Raw genomic sequence first — 18,016 nt, forward strand, 5'->3', positions numbered from 1 at the left:
TGTCAGAAATATCCTTAATCTAGCGCCCATATATTGAGTTACCTTGGTAGACGTATTCCCTGTCTTTACTTATTTTAACATAGTTTGGTTTTTTCGCACCGACTTACTCAAGAAGTTTGTTTTTATCTGTGATTCACGCCTGGGTATTTCTCTTCTCTCGTTGCGCCTTCCCCAAAGATAGCCACACACATCTCCAAGCGAGTAGATGACACTCATCAATCAAATACACCACAAGCTTTCTCAATTCTATAGCTTCTCGGTGTTCTTCAAGAATCTCACAGATTTCTTGGTGCTTTTTTTGACGAGTTCTTCATCACGTTTTGGATTCTTTTTTTGAGATTTTTTCCAGATAAGCTAATCCCCGCTGAAGTGAAAAATTGGTAGTAGCTAGCTTTTGATTGAAATTCAATCTGATATCGCTCTGCTATATGATTTGATAATTCCGATAAATCCCAGTGGTTTTTATTGGTTAACCCTTGGATAATTTCGGCTCGTTCTTCAGGCTTAAGTTGTCCCCTCGAACCCTGATGATTTAAGAGCAACCCTTCACTTCCATGCAACGCATAATTGATTTTCCACTTACTGATAAATCGAGATGATACTCCCAAAATCTTTTGAATGGTTTCGCGGCAGACCCCTTCAATTAACATGCGGATAGAAGCTGAATCTTATAACAGTCCTGGACGCACAGTGTCCGTATATGGTGTTTTCTAGGGGCAATCCCCCCGCTTAAAAGCTCCTACACCTGGGTATAGTGCATAAGTCCTATTATAATAGGAATTAGTTTTGAGGAAAGCAGCAATGTTACAGTACAACTTGCCGAGGAACTTGCCCTCCGCCGATGAACTACCAGACTCAGATGGAACGCCTGTGGAGAACGAACTGCAATAACTAATACCAGGGTTGTTAAAAGCAATCTTGCTTATACTTTGGTCAGAACGCATGGACTGGTTTTTTGGGATAGATATGGGTATTTATCATCACCCCGACGAACCACCCATTGTCCCAGATGCTTTTTTAAGTTTAGGAGTAGAACGGTTTTATGATGAAGAATTGCGTCCCAGTTACGTGCTGTGGGATGAAAATGTTTTGCCGACTTTTGTGCTGGAAGTTGTTTCCCCAACTTATCGCAAGGAATACAGCACAAAACTAGAGAGTTATCAAGATTTAGGCGTACTTTATTACGTCATTTATTCTTCCCGCCGCCGCCGTAAGCCTCATTTGGAAGTACACAAGTTAGTCAATGGGAAGTACGATTTACAGTCAGGAAATCCAGTTTGGATGCCAGAAATAGGTTTGGGAATTGGTTGTGAAAGGGGAAATTATTCTGGGGTGACAAGGGAATGGTTGTATTGGTATGACGGCGATGGGAAACGCTATCTGACACCTGAAGAACAGGTGAAAGAATCAGCCCAGCGCGCCCAACAATTAGCTCAACGATTGCGGGAGTTGGGGGTAGATCCAGATAGTGTGAACTAATTGCAGTCAGTAATTCGCTTTTTGTGATGAGCTTCAGTTGCCCAAATCCACTTTAGTTCTTCTTTTGTTGGGCAGTGCGTGAGTCTCTGTTTTTAAGTGCGAAATCCGGGATTTTTCTCTCATATCCTGTCCGGTTGAATAGTTGTCATTCGCAAAGAAGTGAAGAATCTGGCCATTTCGGCTCTCACGACGACGTGAGAGCTTGACTCATGACAACCAAGCTTTATGGCAAATATTTTGAGAGTATTGTTTAATTCCTTTGAATGCTTCTCGGATCGAGAGCATCGCGCAACCCATCCCCCAATAAATTAAACGCCAAAACAGTCAAAATAATCAGTGTCGCGGGAGGCCAAACCAACCAAGGCTGCAATACTAAAATTGAAGCATTAGTAGACAGAGATAGCAAATTTCCCCAAGAAGGATCGGGCTGTTGAATTCCCAAGCCAATTAAACTCAAAACCGACTCCGCCACAATAAAACCCGGAACCGCCAATGTAGCCGAAATAATTACATAAGTAGCAGTTTGTGGCAAAACGTGGCGGACAATAATATAAATTGGATTGGCCCCCATTGCCCGCGCCGCTTGCACGAATTCTCGCTGTTTAATTGACAGTACCTGACCGCGAATCACCCGCGCTAAACCCGCCCAACTGATAAATGAAGTAATCAGCACAATCAATATAAATCGCTGAGCACTTGTCAATCCCGGTGGCAACACTGCTGCTAGCGCTACTAATAAATAAAGACCGGGAATCGTCATCAAGACTTCGGCGAATCGCATTAAAATACTGTCAATCCAACTGCCGAAATAACCAGATATTCCTCCAATTAACAATCCCAATGGAAAAGAAATTGCTATGCCAACTAAACCGATACTGAGGCTAATGCGGCTGCCATGTACTAAGCGACTGAATTGATCGCGAGCTTGTTCATCCGTACCTAAAAGGTTAATTTGACCTTCTCCTGTAGTACCAAAAAGGTGCCTATTTAATGGCAAAACTCCTAAAAATTTATAGGGGGAAGCTTTGACAAAGAAACCGAGAACAGAGGGTTTTTGCCAGTCTACAATTACCTCGCGAGCGCCCGTATTCGCATCTACTGGGCCCTGAGTAGTCGGATAAACGTGGGGCCCGATAAAGCGCCCGTCTGGGGTGCTTAAATAAATCTGAGTCGGCGGCAGCAATGAACCGTTTAATTGAGAGTCATAGGGGTCGTAAGGTGCCACAAATTCGGCAAAAAGTGCGACTGTATAAAAAATTAACAGTAGCACGGCTCCCAACCGAGCTAGAGGATTTTTTCTAAGATTTCGCCACCATTTCATAAGTTTTTAGGTTTGAGATTTTAAGTGGATTAGTAATAAAGACTAAAGTTCTTTGTAGGGACTTTAGTCTTTTCGTAAATGGACTCAGCCGCCAAAAGTTAATTCCTGACTTATAAAAGTTTTCATAACTGAATTACTTACTACAAAAATTAGACTACTTTTGTTCATCTGCAACCAAGATTATTCTACTTTCATCTTCTGGTATTTTTCCCAACTCCTCGCCGCTAAAAGGATTGTAGAAAAACGAGCCTGTTTGGGGTGGCAATTTGGGATTGAGTACAATTTCTACTATACTTTTTACAACCCCAGTGAGCGGAATTGCCAGGATAACTCCCAACAATCCTCCGACTCTACCTCCTAAAAGCAAAGCTGTGAAAATAACTACCGGGCTCAATCCGGTGAGATTCCCCATGATTCGGGGAGCTACTAAATTATCCTTGATTTGCTGGAGACCGATCGCCACTGCTAAGACTTGCAGCGCTAGCCACCAATCAATAAACGCTACAATTATACTAACAGTGCCAATTCCCAGCGTCGCTCCGATAAACGGAATTATTTCCGTCAATCCTATAAACACGGCAAACAACAGAAAAAACGGAACTTGCAGCCACCAAAAAGCCAGAGTCAGCGAGATCGCCATAAATAGTCCCAGCAATAACTGTCCCGATACAAACCGCTGGAGGTTTCGCTGCAAAGTCTCTGTTAAAACATAGCGAATGTCTGGGGAAAAAATGCTGGTCAAACCCTGCCACACTCTTTGCCCGTCTAGGAGCATATAAAAGGAAATCACCACAATAAAAATTAAGTCCAAGAACCAGTTAACAGTACCTACAACTAAGCCTAAACCCGTACCGGCGATCGCCTGGACTTCTCCCTGAACTCTAGCTGACAGTTGCTGCTCCAATATTTGCACGTCAAACGGTAAATTGCGATCGGCACTCCAGGCTTGAAATTCACCTAGCTGCAGGCGCCCCGACTCCAGCAATTCCGGGAACCTCACCCCCAACTGCCTCGCTTGGCTGAACACCGGCGGCACAATAGTTAAACCGATTACTACTACTACCACACCCGCAGTTAAATAAACCAGCCCCGCAGCTACTCCCCGGGGCAAAAATACTTGCAGTCTTTTTACTGCATAATTTAATAAAAATGCAATGAGTCCCGCGGTTACTAAAATGCTGACCAGTTCCCCAACATAACTGACAGCAGTCAGGGTAAACCATCCCGTCACTAGCACTAGCAGCCAAGTAATTAGAAACTGTTGGAGGGGAGAAAAGAGACTATTCATTTTGATTTTTTTTAAATAAAGTGGCACAACTTTTTCAGCAGATGTGCCGTATTATACAATAAACACATGAGAGTATAGATTAGGAATAATCAGTTCAAGATTAGACTGACTTTTGTGAGCATTGACAGATAGGTGACGGCCAAGCCACTTGGGGAGAGACAGTGCCAGCCCGATCGACCCCACGATCGGGAATCACGCTAATATTCAGTATGCCCCAGAGACCGATCAAATTAAATGTCGATCGCACAAACTTTGATCAAATATCGCCCTTCTCAGGTAAAAAGGCGCCACACTCACCCAAAAGGGGGACGCGGAACTGCTGACACCATCCGCTAAAATGAATCAAATATAAAAACCGCAATCTTTCTTTACAATAAAAAAACCAAAGGCTAATAGCGGCGAGAGGAACTACCGTGACCAATCAAATTTTTTCAGAAGCGGAAGAAAAGCAACCCCTTCCCCCCGTGCAGAGCGGACGCGACAAGAACTCAGCAGTGGATGTATCTGAAAGTGGAGTCTCAGAAAACTCTCGCTGGCAATTCTCCGGTGATGAAGATGAACGAGAAGTTCCCCTAGAAGCTCCTGAAATGGAGGGGGAACAGGTTTGGGAACCAGAAGTAACTGAAGTTGGGCCCCGCAAAGAAATCAGGTGGCCTGCCTTGTTGGCGGGCGCAGGGGTTGGCGTGGCTGCAACGCTGCTAGCAGTAAACTTGACTGGGGGCAAGCAGAGTTCACCTCCGGCAGTTCCAATTCCATCGGTAAACCAGCAGGCAATGCCTCCGACGGTGAAAGTGGCCTCTGTGGAATCTGCCCAGGTGGGTGAAACTTTGGAAGCGACGGGCACCGTGGCAGCCTATGACTTACTGCCGGTGCTGCCACAAGCCAACGGTTTGCAAATCAAGCAGGTGTTGGTGAATGAAGGGGATGCGGTAGAAAAAGGTCAGACGATGGCGGTTTTGGACGATTCGGTGCTACGATCGCAAATTGCCGAAGCGCTGGCGGGAGTACAATCGGCTAATTCTACGGTAGAACAAGCCGAAGCTCAGGTGCAGCAAGCTCAGTCAGCCCAACAAGAAGCCCAAGCCGGCGTTGCTCAAGCTCAAGCTGGCGTTGAAAAAGCCATCGCTGACGCAGCGCAAGCCAAAACAGGCGTCGGGCAGGCAAGGGCCGGTGTGGAACAAGCTAAAGCCGGTGTCACTCAAGCTAAAGCCGGCATTGCCTCCGCTCAGGCTAAATTAGATCAAGCTCAAAGAGAAGTAAATCGCACCCAAGATTTGGCGACTCAGGGAGTGATTAGTCGGCAAGATTTGGAAAGGCGAAAGACAGAGCGACAGACTGCTGTTCAAGATTTGAACAAAGCTAAAGCTGACTTGAATACAGCTTTGCAAGAACAGAATAAAGCAGCGGAAGAAGTGCAATCTTCTCTTGCTAGAGTAGCTACTGCTGAAGCTAATATCAGTACGGCTAGAGCAGCCCTCAGCAGCGCTCGTGCTAAAGTGAATACGGCCGGAGCGAGTGTCAGCAGTGCCAGAGCAAATGTCGGAAATAACGCAGCAAGTGTCCGCAGCAATGATGCACAAGTCAAACAGTTACAAACTCAACTAGAACAAACAATTGTTCGAGCGCCGGATAGTGGCACTGTGGCTGAAAGAATTGGTCGAGTTGGCGATGTTTCTTCGGGAAGTCAAAAACTATTTTCGATTATTCGGGGAAACAAGCTGGAACTACAATTGAAAGTACCGGAAACTCAGGTTTCGCAAGTGCGGCCGGGAACCGCAGTGCAAATTACTTCGGATTCTGACAAGCGGATTAAGTTGTCAGGAACTGTGCGAGAGATTTCGCCAGTAGTTGACCCGCAAAATCGGCAAGCTACGGTGAAGATTGATTTGCCGGCAAGCGAGTTTTTGCGATCGGGAATGTTTTTGCGCGCATCCATTTCGACGACAACGGCTCAAGGTTTGAAAGTCCCCGCTAAAGCTATTTTGCCGCAACCTGACGGCAGTTCTATTGTTTATAAACTTGTCGGCCAGGACAAGGTGCAGGCTCAACCGGTGGAAGTAGGGGAAATTTCCGGGGGTGCTGTGGGCGATTTGACTGCTGCTAAGGTGGTGGTTAAAAAGGGTTTGAAGGCGGGCGATCGAGTGGTTGTTACTGGGGCTGGTTTTCTTAAGGATGGCGCTGAGGTTAAGGTTAGTAAATAGTTATATCGATTCCGGTTGCACTCCTTATCATTGTTGACTGTTGACTGTTGACTGTTGACTGTTGACTCGATTTTATTATTGTGATGGAACCCGAATGATTGTTGACTGTTGACTGTAGAAGGAGGGGTGGAAAAACTCAATGGTTGAGTGTTAAATGTTGACTCGATTTTATTATTGTGATTCAACCGGAAACGATATCATATCAGGAGATAAGATTAGAAATAATATCAATCCCGGTTGCGGCGGAAGGATATCAAATCCGCGCTTCATCGTCCTGATAAAGTCGAATCAAGCTGCCAACAATAGCGCAATTTTCATTTTTTTGACTTACAGTCAACAGTCAACAGTCAACAGTCAACAATGATGGGATATCGGTTCGTAGCGGCAACCTCACGGTAAAGGTTGCCCCTTGTCCCTCACCCGCACTTGTTGCATAAACTGTACCGCCGTGGAGTTCTACTAAATGACGGACGATCGACAGTCCTAGCCCCAATCCAGAGTCTCTGCGAGAGTAGCTACTGTCCGCCTGACGGAAGCGATCGAACACATAGGGGAGAAAATCAGGGTGAATGCCTTTACCAGTATCGCTAACTTGGATTTGAGCCATGCCATCAATGTAGTCTAATGCGATGTCAATTCTTCCTCCGGCTGGGGTGAATTTAATCGCGTTTGAAAGTAGATTCCACAGCACCTGTTGTAAGCGACTTGTATCGCCCAAAATCTTTGGTTGTAAAGGACTTAGCCTGGATTCAATTTGAATATTTTTGGCTTCTGCTGCGAAACGAATTACCCCGATCGCATTTTCAACCAGTGGATTGATCTCAATTTCAGAAGCATTGATCCGAAATTGGCCTGTGGTAATCCGCGAAACGTCTAAGATGTCATCGATGAGCTGGTTTTGTGCTTTGGCCGCGCGCTCGATCGTTTTTAGCGCCTCCTGGGTTTTAGCCTCGTCAAATTTTTTCAGGCGCAGCAACTGTGCCCAGCCAATCATCGCATTGAGCGGCGTCCGCAGTTCGTGAGAGAGGACGGACAAAAACTCATCTTTGATGCGGTTGGCATCCTCAGCAGCCGCACGAGCCGATTGTTCTTGAATCCGAAGGCTGCGTTCTGTCTCCAACTGTTTTTGCTCCGTGATATCCTCGATCGCCAACAGAACCATCTGTGTATCGCCCATCGGAGGCATTTTGCGCCCATTGAGTCGCATTATTTTATGCCCGATCTGCTCAAAGTCATGCTCGACCTCAAAATTTTGAAACTGGGGATTGCCTGCCAGAATTTCTTTGAGGAGCGATCGCAACTTGGGAATATTCCACTGTCCATTACCGAGATCGAACACTGAGCGGTGCTCAGTTTGGCTCGGCCTCACGTGAAACGTCTCGTAGAAAGAACGATTGGCAGTGAGCGCCTGCAGGTTGAGATCTAACACTAGCAACGGTTGCACCACGGTTTCCACGATCGTTTCGGCGTAATTTTTCGCTTCCATCAAATGCTGGGCGCTCACTTTTAGAGCGTTGATATCCACCAACATCAGCACAGCCCCATCAATCTTGTGGTCGATCGTCCGGTAGGGTCGAATGTGCATATCGTACCAATGACCGTCTCGATCTTGAATCTCCTGAACTTTCAAATTGAGCGTGCGGATCACGTCTAAAATCAGTTGCTCTAAGTCCGGTACTATCAACTTGTGAGTGATGTCGCTCAAAGACCGCCCGACATCGCTAGAAATCAAGCTGAAGATACCTTCGATTGCGGGAGTAAACCGGCGGATTCGCAGGTCGCCTCCCAGCATCAGGATCGGAATATTGATGCTGGCCAGCAGATTCTCTAAATCGTTGCTCACCTGAGTCGATTCAACATTGCGCCGCTGCAATTCGTCATTAATCGTGTTGAGTTCTTCATTGGTTGCCTGAATCTCTTCTTTCGCCGTTTCGAGTTCCTCATTCATGCTTTGCAACTCTTCGTTGCTTGACAAAATCTCTTCGTTGGCGGCTCTCAAATCTTGATTAGCGGCTTGATGTTCTTGGACGATCGCTCCGAGATGTTGTTTAGCGGTTTTCAGTTCCTCTAGCAGCCTTGCAATCTCCAGACTTTCACCCTGTGAAGGATTAGAGTTGACTCTACCATTGTCAGCAGCAGGCAGTGCACATATCGTCGGGGACTCCTCTTGAAACAACACTAAAAAATAGTTTTTTGCCACACCGCCGGCTTGGAATGGAATCACCTTAATTCCGACCTGCCGGATGATCTCGCCCTCTTTAAGTTGCAAGCCTGCCCGTGCGATCGGCTGCTTCTGCTGTGAGGCTTCTTGAATTGCAGTTCGCAGTTCCACGCGCAATCCTTCTTTTGCCATTCTCAGCAAGTTAAAGCTCGCTTTACCGGGAGCCGGTTCTAGGTAGGCATTCGTCTGTCCTCGAAATTGCAGAATCTCGCTGGCTGTGTTAATCACGACCCCGACAGGGGCATAGTGATTCAAAACTATGCGATCGGCCTCTTTCTCCATTGCGATTTCGTCCAATCTTTCCGTCTGCAGCGGTGGAGGGTTGGGGGGTGTCAGAGGATAGTTGCTAGCATTTAAATCCATGCTGAGGGAATGCGATAGCAGTTTTTTAGTATAAATTTTATTCTTTTTGTCGAGTAGTGCAAACAATTCTGAAAACTCACCAACCGTTTCCGAAGTGCCTAACAGCAAAAAGCCCGCGGGCCGAAGCCCATAGTGGAACATTGGCAGCAGTTTTTTCTGCAACTCGCGTCCCAGATAGATCAGCACGTTCCGGCAGGTAATCAAATCCATCTGGGAAAATGGCGGATCGCTGATCAGGTTTTGTCTAGCAAAGACGCAGACTTCGCGCACGGGCTTAGCGATTTGGTATCCGCCCTCGACTTGGACAAAGAACCGATTTAGGCGTTCGGGTGAAATATCCGCGACTTGGGCCCGGGTATAAAAGCCAGTGCGGGCGATCGTGATCGCACTTTCGCTGATGTCTGTGGCATAAATCTGAATCGGCAGGTTAGTAGATCGAGATCCTAAAAACTCTAGCAAGCAGATGGCCATCGAGTAAGCTTCTTCACCGGTTGAACAGCCCGCAATCCAAATTCGGATCGGTTTTTTCGGCGATTTATTTTTGACGATTGCGGGAAAAACATTCCTGCTTAAGGCATCAAAGCTTTCGGGGTCGCGGAAAAAGCTGGTGACATGAATTAAGACATCGTGATACAGCGCCGTTACTTCTGCCGGGGTGTTTTGGAGATATTCGGCATAATCTTCGATCCGTTCCAGCTTGTAGAGCAACATCCGCCGATGTATCCGCCGGTTCAAGGTGGTTTGCTTGTAGTAAGTAAAGTCAACTCCTGTAGCCGTCCGCAGCAAACTGTAGATAATGGCGATCGCATCTTTACTTTCGATCGCACCTTCACTTTCGATCGCATCTTCGCTGTTGGTCAATTCTGTCGAAAGCCGATCGGCAATGTAGGGATGACCGCTGATCTCTGCTATTTTCTGGGCAATTTTTTCCGGTGTCAAGATAAAGTCTACCTGACTCGTAGCTGCGGCAGTATGCGGCATACTGCTGACTTGTGCCGATTCTTCAGATTGGGCAAAAGTAATACCGCCCGCGGCCTTAATCGCTTTTAACCCTAGGGCACCATCGCCGTCGCCCCCGGACAAAATGACGCCCATGGCTTTGTTCCCCCGTTCTTCGGCGAGGGACAACAGAAAAATATCGACGGACATAAATACCCCGTGTCCTCTGCCGCGAGGCGTTAGCTTCAGCACCGATTGCTTGATGGTGATGCTCACATTCGGCGGGATAACGTAGACTTGATTCGGTGCTATGAGCATCCCATCTGTCACCTCATGCACGGGCATCAGGGTCGATCGAGCCAGAATCACGCTCAACATACTTTCCTGAGCCGGCAACATATGCTGAATTATTACAAACGCCATGCCGGTATCGATCGGCAAATGGCTCAGTAATTCCATAAATGCTTCCAATCCACCTGCAGATGCTCCTATTCCGACTACAGGAAATAAGTCGTTTTGATTGTTCTTCTTTTGAGCAGTTTTGATACCAGCTTTAGGTTGAGATTTCTTGGAATACTTATTCTGACTCATTTTTTCTACCAGATATGTTGCTGGCGGCGTATGATAGTTATCAGGCGTTTATATTTCATATATATATATATATATATATATATATCAAAATGAATAATGAGTCATCTACCTGCCGATATAATCTCTACGCGAACTCGGCCGATGCGTTCCAGCGATTTTAAAATCCTTATTTGGGAGTTCCCCCTTTCCTAGCGGGGGACAAGATTGAAACGGGAAATCCCTTAAAAATTATACTAATTGAACTGTGAAGAGTGGAGAATCAGTTAACTTTGCAGATTCTGCGATCGTAGCAATTCTATGGATGTTTGCGATCGAGTGGAGTTCCCTAAATGCCCTAACTCATCAATAAACTTCCAACCGGAATCTTTTGGGTTCTTCTCAAGCAAGAGAACACCCTACAGAACCGTAATTAATCTCGTTTTTATGCAGGTTTTGGGGATTAAGAGCGGGATAGCTTCGCTTCACGCAAATTCGCTAGCGCCCCGTCGATATAAACTATCTCTGGATTATTTCTTTAACTGCTTCATAACTTCTTGCTGGGGCGTTTTTACCTTGTGATTCCTTTCGAGAGCATCGTGGATTAGCGGTTGCCAATATTGATCAAATTCAGCAATTACTTTCTGAACTTCTTCTGGTGTTGGAGTTTGAGGCTGTTAATAGGCAGACACAATCTAATAACTAAACTTGTTATTTTCCCACAATCCGGCACTTTTTGCTAAAAGATTAAAGAAAAGTAACAAAAATCTATTTTAATTGACTTAGAGAAATTAGGGAAATCCAAGCAGCGCTGCAAAGTTCGGATTCTCAAGACAGGCTACCGGGGGTAACGGCGGTGAGAAAGTGCGATGCTGCGGTGGCGCTACGGATGTTGCTGAGGAAAGTGAAGGATGGGGAGTTTATGGTGCGATGTTCGTGGCGATGGGATGCCGGCAGACTCAAACTGCGGAAGCTTTGGCGGCGCTGTTAAAAATGATGCAGTTCGATCGCGATCCGAATGTGCCTGCAGAAGCCGCTAACTCTTTGTCAATGTTCGGAAGCGAGGCGATTGCTGATTTAGTGGCAGCTTTTCGTGGCGATGACAATTTGCTCGTCCGCCGCAGTATCATGGCTCCGTTGTGCGATCGGCGATCGGCCAAAATTGATTGTCAAAATGCTATACTCAAAATCCGAAAATAGTTGTACAATGTTTTTCTAGTCGTTTTTTACCGCTGCGCCTCCAAAGTGAAAGCAGGTGAAAGCAAGTAAAAAACACTAAGCGCGGGCGTAATTCAGTGGTAGAATGTCAGCTTCCCATGCTGAACGTCGTGGGTTCGAGTCCCACCGTCCGCTTTGACTGAATTTTCATATAATTATGAAAATTAATTAGTGCTATAAATTCAATCTATGGCTTATTTCTTAACCGCTGCTTTATATAAGTTCGTTGAACTACCTGATTTTGCTGAGCTGAAAGCACCGCTACTCGATTGTTGCAACAACAACAACGTCAAAGGCACTATCTTGCTGGCCCAAGAAGGCATTAATGGCACGATTGCTGGCTCGTCTGAGGGCGTACACGCAGTGCTGGGATTCTTGCGTAGTGACCCGCGTTTTGCGGATCTGGTACACAAGGAATCTTTCTCGGAAAAAGCACCTTTTTACCGCCTGAAAATACGCTTGAAGCGCGAAATCGTCACGATGGGGGTACCGGACATTAATCCCCGCCTCATGGCTGGCAAATATGTTAAGCCTGATGAGTGGAATAAGCTGCTTGACGATCCCGATGTTGTCGTAGTTGATGTTCGTAACGACTTCGAGGTATCTATGGGTACTTTTGAAGGCGCTATTAATCCAAAAACAAAAAGCTTTTCCGAGTTACCTGAATGGGTGCTGCGGGAAACGGCTTTACGCAATAAACCCAAGGTGGCAATGTTTTGCACGGGTGGTATTCGCTGCGAGAAATCGACTGCTTTTTTGCGGAGTCAAGGTTTTGAGGAAGTCTATCATCTCGAAGGCGGAATTTTAAAATATTTGGAAACGGTACCGGAAGCAGAAAGTCGTTGGGAAGGTGAATGCTTTGTCTTTGATGAACGGGTTTCTGTTGGTCAGGACTTAAAGCCGGGAAACTATGAACTTTGTCGCGGTTGTCGTCACCCGATTAGTCAGGAAGATAAGGCTTCTGAATTATTTGTGCTTGGTGTGAGTTGTCCTCATTGTCATGACTCAAAAACTGAAACCAAAAAACAAGCCTTATCTGAACGTCAACGTCAGATTGAGCTTGCTAAGGGGCGCAACCAAGTACATATAGGCGCGCGCTACGATGCGAAAGAAAAAGTAGATGGTGCGATCGACTAATATTATTATTCACTAAGTTTAAAGAAACCCCGTTTCTACGAAAAATCTTGTTTAGCGACAAGAAATCTACGAATAAACGGGGTTTCTGACCCGAAAAACCCGATCGTGCGATCGACTAATTATATGTCAGCAACATACCCGATTTTGTATTCCTTCCGCCGCTGTCCCTATGCTATGCGCGCGCGCTTGGCCTTGATGGTTAGCAATCGGGTGTGTGAGTTGCGGGAAGTTGTTTTGCGAGACAAACCACCAGAGATGTTGGAAGTATCTGCCAAAGGTACAGTACCAATATTGATTGATGTTGACGGGCGCGTACTGGATCAAAGTATCGATATCATGTTGTGGGCATTGAGACAACACGATCCTGAAAAATGGTTGATGCCACAGCAAGGTTCTCTTACAGAAATGCTGGAACTAATCGCTCTATTTGATGATAGGTTTAAATATCATCTTGACCGTTATAAGTACCCCGATCGCTATCCAGATGTTGATGCCCAAGTACATCGTTATGAAGGTTCTTTATTGCTGGATCAACTCAACTCACAGTTAAGCACCACTAAATACTTATTTGGTAACAATGTAGCATTGGCTGAAATGGCGATCGCACCTTTTGTTCGTCAATTCGCTCATACCGATCCAGCTTGGTTCAACGAACAGCCTTGGCCTCCGCTACAAGCTTGGTTAGCAGGGTTTACAGACTCGGAAATTTATAGCAGTGTTATGCAGAAATATCCGAAATGGGAATCCGGTAATCTAGGCGTTATTTTTCCTTCTTCGTAATTAGTTATTCAGGACTTACGCACTCAAGGGCTTTGAATCAAGGGTTTGAGATTGTTTCACTACGTTCTCTTCGGACAGAAAATCGTAGTACGTGCCTAAGTCATATTATACTTATTCGCTGTCAGCATATTTATTCAATGCCCAAAATTTTAGTTATCATGCTAAACTTATTTTTTTCAGAATACAAGATTGACTGTCATTTGACTAGAAAAGTGACACAGGCAAAAATCGCATTTTGCTAAAAGTTTTAACTGGAAAGAATTGATTGTAATCTAGTAAGTATTGTCAGGTTGTAATTATGATTGATGTTGGTTCGTTAGTTCGATCGCCCAGAAACGATTTGGGCGTCGGAAAAGTTGTCGAGGTATCGCGTACCGATGCCGTAGTTGAATATTTTTGCTCAGTAAAAAACCGCATCCGCAAAACTGTGCCCTTAAGTCTACTGCAAGAAGCCATACTTCAGCGCCAAACCCGCTGCTACCTCTGGAGTACAAGTCACGAAAGGTGGATTATCGGTCGAGTTTATGACTGGGATGAAGATAAATTAGAGTACGAAATTGACCTCCCCGACAGCCAAAGTTTGCAAGCTGTCGAAACCGAACTTTATGTCCGCTGCAATATCCCGATCGCCGATCCGATCGACATTTTAGCAGTCAAAGGTCAAGAAACGCCGTATTTTCACGATCGCCGATTGGCATTCGTTCAATCTGCGATCGAACAGCGGGCCGTCAGCCGCGGCATGACGGGTTTAATTTCTGCTAACATAGACCTCTATCCGCACCAAGTTGAAGTCGTGCGGCGCGTCCTAGAAGACCCGATCGTGCGCTATTTATTGGCAGACGAACCAGGACTCGGAAAAACAGTAGAAGCCGGGACAATTCTCCGCCAATTTCTGCTAGATGAACCCAACGGACGCGCTGTGGTACTGGTTCCCAAATACCTGCTCGAACAGTGGCGGCAGGAGTTGGAAAATAAATTCTATTTGTCTCATTTTGCTGACAGAGTGCAGCTTGCTGCTGTTAGCGACATCAATCAAATTAGCCGCAACGCTAACCTGGATTTTCTGATTATTGATGAAGCGCATGATGTGGCAGCAATGGCAAATTCGAGCGATCGCGCTCAGCAGCAGTCGTTTGAACTCTGTCAGAAACTAGCTCAAAAAAGCAAAAATGTATTGTTATTATCTGCAACGCCAGTTCTAGGCCACGAGCAAGATTTTCTAACGATGCTGCACTTGCTAGATCCCACAACTTACCGTCTTGATGACCTGGAAAATTTCAAAGAACAGGTGCAAAACCGTCAAGAAATCGGTCGCGCTTTGCTAAATTTTCGAGAAAATGCCAAGCCTGCTGTTTTGCAAACAAAACTCGCTCAACTTCGCACTATTTTTGCCAAAGATGATTATTTAATCGGATTAGCAACTGAGTTAGAAAGTTGTTTGAAAACGGAAGAAACCGCAGAACAGGCTCGGCTTGTCCGAACTATTCGCACTCACGTTAGCGATACCTACCGCCTGCATCGTCGCATTCTTCGCAACCGCCGCGATGCGGTGGAAGATGTGATTTTCGATCGAGATGCTGTCCCCAAAACTGAGTACGATCTGAATGATGAACAGTGGTCGGAAATTCAAACCGTACTCGATAAATGGCGCACAGTCGCTCCCAAGTCGAGCGAATATCAGAGAATTTTTCTGCTGTTTTTCCGCGCTTCTGGTACTTGGCTGAATGTTTTAGAACGGGTTGTCAAAGCTCGCTTGGAGAAAAAATCGACTCCTGAACTCGATCGCGAATTTGGACAAAATGACACGGCGGTTTTGACCAAAACTGCGCTATTTCCAGAAGAAAAGGAAATACTGGAAACCTTGCTCAACACCCTAGAAAAGCCCCAGGAAGGACTCGATCGACTGAGTTTGTTACGAATCGCCATTCTCCGATTTCTGGCAGTGGCTTTGAAGGTTCCGCGCGAGTATCACAGCAAACCTCGCGATTTGCTGTCGAGAATCCAACAGCAAATTAAACGGCCGATTCCGGGCGAGCGTTTCCCGAAAATTGTGATTTTTACCAGTTTTACGGCAACTTGTAAAGAGATTGCGGAAAATTTAGCGAAAATCTTTGGTAAAAATGCGATCGCCAGCCATGACACGAGCAAATCGGCTGATGATGTTGAGGCTAGTCTCAAGCGGTTTAAGACTGAACCACATTGTTTTATCTTAGTGTGCGATCGATCGGCGGAAGCAGGGGTAAATCTGCAATTGACAGATTGGTTAGTTCACTTCGATTTGCCGTGGTTTCCCAACCAGTTAGAACAAAGACTCGGCAGAGTCGATCGCATTGGCAGCAAAATGGGAGTGCAATTTTGTTTGTTTGCAGGCCCGGATTTGCCAGAGAGTCCCCACGAAGCTTGGTTTCAAGTTTTAAAAGATGGGTTTGATATCTTCAACAAATCTATTGCCAGCCTTCAGTTTTATGCTGAGGACAAAATTCTCAAACTTGAAGAAAAGTTGTTTGCTGAGGGAGGCAAGGGCTTATCCAGCGAAATTGAAGCGATTAAAACTGAAATGGAACAAGAGAAAATCAAAATTGACGAACAGTACGTTCTCGATGAAATTGATACTCTTGATGACAGCGCATCTCAGTATTTTGAACCTCTCGACAACTGTGACGCTAAGCATAAAGAAATGCAGCGGGCTACTGAAGGTTGGTTGTGTCAAGCTCTTCACTTCAAACAAATCGAACATCCGAGTATATCGGGGTTGATGCGCTATAAACCTACTCAAAAAACGTTAATTCCCTCGAAAGATTTGATGACCAGATTGGTTCCTTATTGCCAGCAATATGGTAGTTACAATCGCCGCATAGCTTATCAGAATGCTGATGTCGCTCTTTACCGAATTGGTGAGGGATTGATCGATGCACTTGGCTCTTATATTCGCTGGGACGATCGCGGTCAAGCTTTTGCAATGTGGCGGCATGATGAAAGTTGGGATGCTGCGCCTGGGAAGGAGTGGTTTGGCTTTCAGTTTAATTATTCAATCCAGACTGATGTGCAGCCTGCTGACAAAGTTTTGCAGGCACAAAACATCGAAAATTACAACTTGAAAGCTTTGCAGCGCCGCGCTGATGCTCTGTTTCTCCCAACTTTTGAAACTGTGTTTGTAGATGCTCGCAGCGAAGAAATTTCACTGGTGGAAGATGCGGAACTTCTGGCGATTTTGCAGCGGGCTTATAAGGGGAAAGGCGGGCCGAATCGGGATTACAATTTGTCGAAAAATCGCACGTCGCTGATTGACAGTTTTGTCGATCCGCTAGAATGGGATGATTTTTGTCAAAAGGGACGGGTGGTATCGGAGGAATTGCTGCGCGGGCGATCGGCTTTTGTGGAAATGTGCGATCGATCTGCTGTCAGTGCAGCAATCCAACTCGAAAACCGGGTGAATCAATTGCAGTTGCGCTTGAATCGACTTTCTAAATCGGAACAAGCTTTAGCATCGGTTTTAGCTGATGAAATCAGTACGGAAAGTTTGTTGAGTCAAGCGGTTTTAGCTGGTATTCGCCGCCCGCACATGACTCTTGAGTCTGTGGGATTCATTGTGATTTCTGGGCGTCCTCCTGTAAAGTCGGAGGATGAAGGATAATTTGTTTGGGAGGGCGATCGCTCTTTTTGACCCGATTCGGAAGCACAGGCGAGACGCCCGTGCCACGATGGACGGATATGGATAAAAGGGCGATCGCGCTGGGCGTTGCTGAATAACGGTATGATTTCCGGCAGATCCCCCACTTCTGAATCAAATTCAGTCACTGAAAATCCCAGTGGCAAGAAAGAAGTAGGGGATCTGGTTTGTGTTTTCATACTTCGGATCAGCAACGCCGAAAAAGTTATGTTGCGGATATATGACACTTAATCAACCTCTAAATGCAGTTTGAGAGCAGCATTTACCAACTGCATGATTTCCTCACTCAAACTTCCTACTGCATCGCTGCTGATTCGCTGTTTAGAAATTGTCCGTACTTGCTGTGCTTGCACTTTAGAAGGTTTGGGCAAACCGCTATCCTCTGGATTTAGCAACACCTCGAAAGGGTAGACACGGGTTATATTAGAGGTAATTGGTAGAATTGTAACTGTATTGGCAGCACGGTTATTAGCGTCATTGCTCACCACCAATACGGGACGGCGTTTATCTATCTCAGAACCAACTGTAGGACTGAGATTAGCGTAGTAAATTTCACCACGTTTCATCTGTCAATCCATCGGCAACTGTTACATCCCAAGCGGAGTCTACTTCACTAGATGCTTGTCGGTAAGCAGATTCTAATTCTTGATTTCGCAGCAATTCCAAAGCTACTTCAATTACTTGGGAGGGCGATTTGCATCCTTTAGCAATTTTGTAAGTTTCAATAAACTGTAGTAGCGATTGTGATAAGGAAATTGATATTTTTTCAGCTTGCATTATCTTAGCAATTGGTAATTACAAAGATTTTTACTCAATTATAGCACAAGCAGTA

The 18,016-nt window shown here is 45.6% G+C and carries 10 protein-coding genes, 1 tRNA gene and 2 pseudogenes; 7 read left to right on the plus strand and 6 right to left on the minus strand.

What is annotated here, in order from left to right; all coding sequences use genetic code 11:
• Positions 1-137 precede the first annotated feature (137 nt).
• Positions 138-665, minus strand: a pseudogene (locus QUA74_RS21715) (winged helix-turn-helix domain-containing protein); the annotation flags it as partial.
• 136 nt (positions 666-801) lie between these two features.
• Between QUA74_RS21715 and QUA74_RS21720 the strand changes: the two are divergent.
• Positions 802-1,479: pseudogene (locus QUA74_RS21720) on the plus strand (Uma2 family endonuclease).
• A gap of 250 nt (positions 1,480-1,729) precedes the next feature.
• On the opposite strand, the gene QUA74_RS21725 reads toward QUA74_RS21720, so the two are convergent.
• On the minus strand, positions 1,730-2,800 hold the full coding sequence (locus QUA74_RS21725) for an ABC transporter permease (RefSeq protein ID WP_333333377.1): 1,071 nt from the start codon (positions 2,798-2,800) through the stop codon (positions 1,730-1,732).
• Positions 2,801-2,954: 154 nt separating this feature from the next.
• Entirely contained in the window at positions 2,955-4,088 is a 1,134-nt protein-coding gene (locus QUA74_RS21730) for an AI-2E family transporter (protein ID WP_333333379.1), read from the minus strand.
• 413 nt (positions 4,089-4,501) lie between these two features.
• Here QUA74_RS21730 and QUA74_RS21735 point away from each other — a divergent pair, with 413 nt between their 5' ends.
• Positions 4,502-6,289: an efflux RND transporter periplasmic adaptor subunit gene (locus QUA74_RS21735; protein WP_333333381.1), complete on the plus strand. Its 1,788-nt coding sequence runs from the start codon at positions 4,502-4,504 to the stop codon at positions 6,287-6,289.
• A 340-nt stretch (positions 6,290-6,629) separates the two neighbouring features.
• On the opposite strand, the gene QUA74_RS21740 is transcribed toward QUA74_RS21735, so the two are convergent.
• Positions 6,630-10,403 (minus strand): chemotaxis protein CheB, encoded by a 3,774-nt coding sequence (locus QUA74_RS21740; protein WP_333333383.1) that lies wholly within the window; start codon positions 10,401-10,403, stop codon positions 6,630-6,632.
• 840 nt (positions 10,404-11,243) lie between these two features.
• Between QUA74_RS21740 and QUA74_RS21745 the strand changes: the two genes are divergently transcribed.
• The 5 genes from QUA74_RS21745 to dpdE all read left to right on the plus strand — a co-directional run bounded on the left by QUA74_RS21745 (position 11,244) and on the right by dpdE (position 17,148).
• Complete coding sequence (locus QUA74_RS21745) at positions 11,244-11,579, plus strand: HEAT repeat domain-containing protein (RefSeq protein WP_333333385.1); 336 nt, start codon at positions 11,244-11,246, stop codon at positions 11,577-11,579.
• An 81-nt stretch (positions 11,580-11,660) separates the two neighbouring features.
• A tRNA-Gly gene (locus QUA74_RS21750) sits at positions 11,661-11,732 on the plus strand.
• Between the two features lie 54 nt (positions 11,733-11,786).
• Positions 11,787-12,734: an oxygen-dependent tRNA uridine(34) hydroxylase TrhO gene (trhO, locus tag QUA74_RS21755; protein WP_333333387.1), complete on the plus strand. Its 948-nt coding sequence runs from the start codon at positions 11,787-11,789 to the stop codon at positions 12,732-12,734.
• A 123-nt stretch (positions 12,735-12,857) separates the two neighbouring features.
• The gene (locus QUA74_RS21760) at positions 12,858-13,514 is read left to right on the plus strand and encodes a glutathione S-transferase (RefSeq protein ID WP_333333389.1); all 657 of its coding nucleotides are present in this window, start codon (positions 12,858-12,860) and stop codon (positions 13,512-13,514) included.
• A gap of 298 nt (positions 13,515-13,812) precedes the next feature.
• Entirely contained in the window at positions 13,813-17,148 is a 3,336-nt protein-coding gene (gene dpdE / locus QUA74_RS21765) for a protein DpdE (RefSeq protein ID WP_333333391.1), read from the plus strand.
• A 263-nt stretch (positions 17,149-17,411) separates the two neighbouring features.
• On the opposite strand, the gene QUA74_RS21770 is transcribed toward dpdE, so the two are convergent.
• Positions 17,412-17,750: a type II toxin-antitoxin system PemK/MazF family toxin gene (locus QUA74_RS21770; RefSeq protein ID WP_333333393.1), complete on the minus strand. Its 339-nt coding sequence runs from the start codon at positions 17,748-17,750 to the stop codon at positions 17,412-17,414.
• On the minus strand, positions 17,737-17,961 hold the full coding sequence (locus tag QUA74_RS21775; protein WP_333185262.1) for a CopG family transcriptional regulator: 225 nt from the start codon (positions 17,959-17,961) through the stop codon (positions 17,737-17,739). Before QUA74_RS21775 ends, QUA74_RS21770 begins: the two co-directional genes overlap by 14 nt.
• Positions 17,962-18,016 lie beyond the last annotated feature (55 nt).

Source organism: Microcoleus sp. LAD1_D3 (assembly GCF_036702135.1).
In the GTDB taxonomy this organism is placed as follows: Bacteria; Cyanobacteriota; Cyanobacteriia; order Cyanobacteriales; family Microcoleaceae; genus Microcoleus.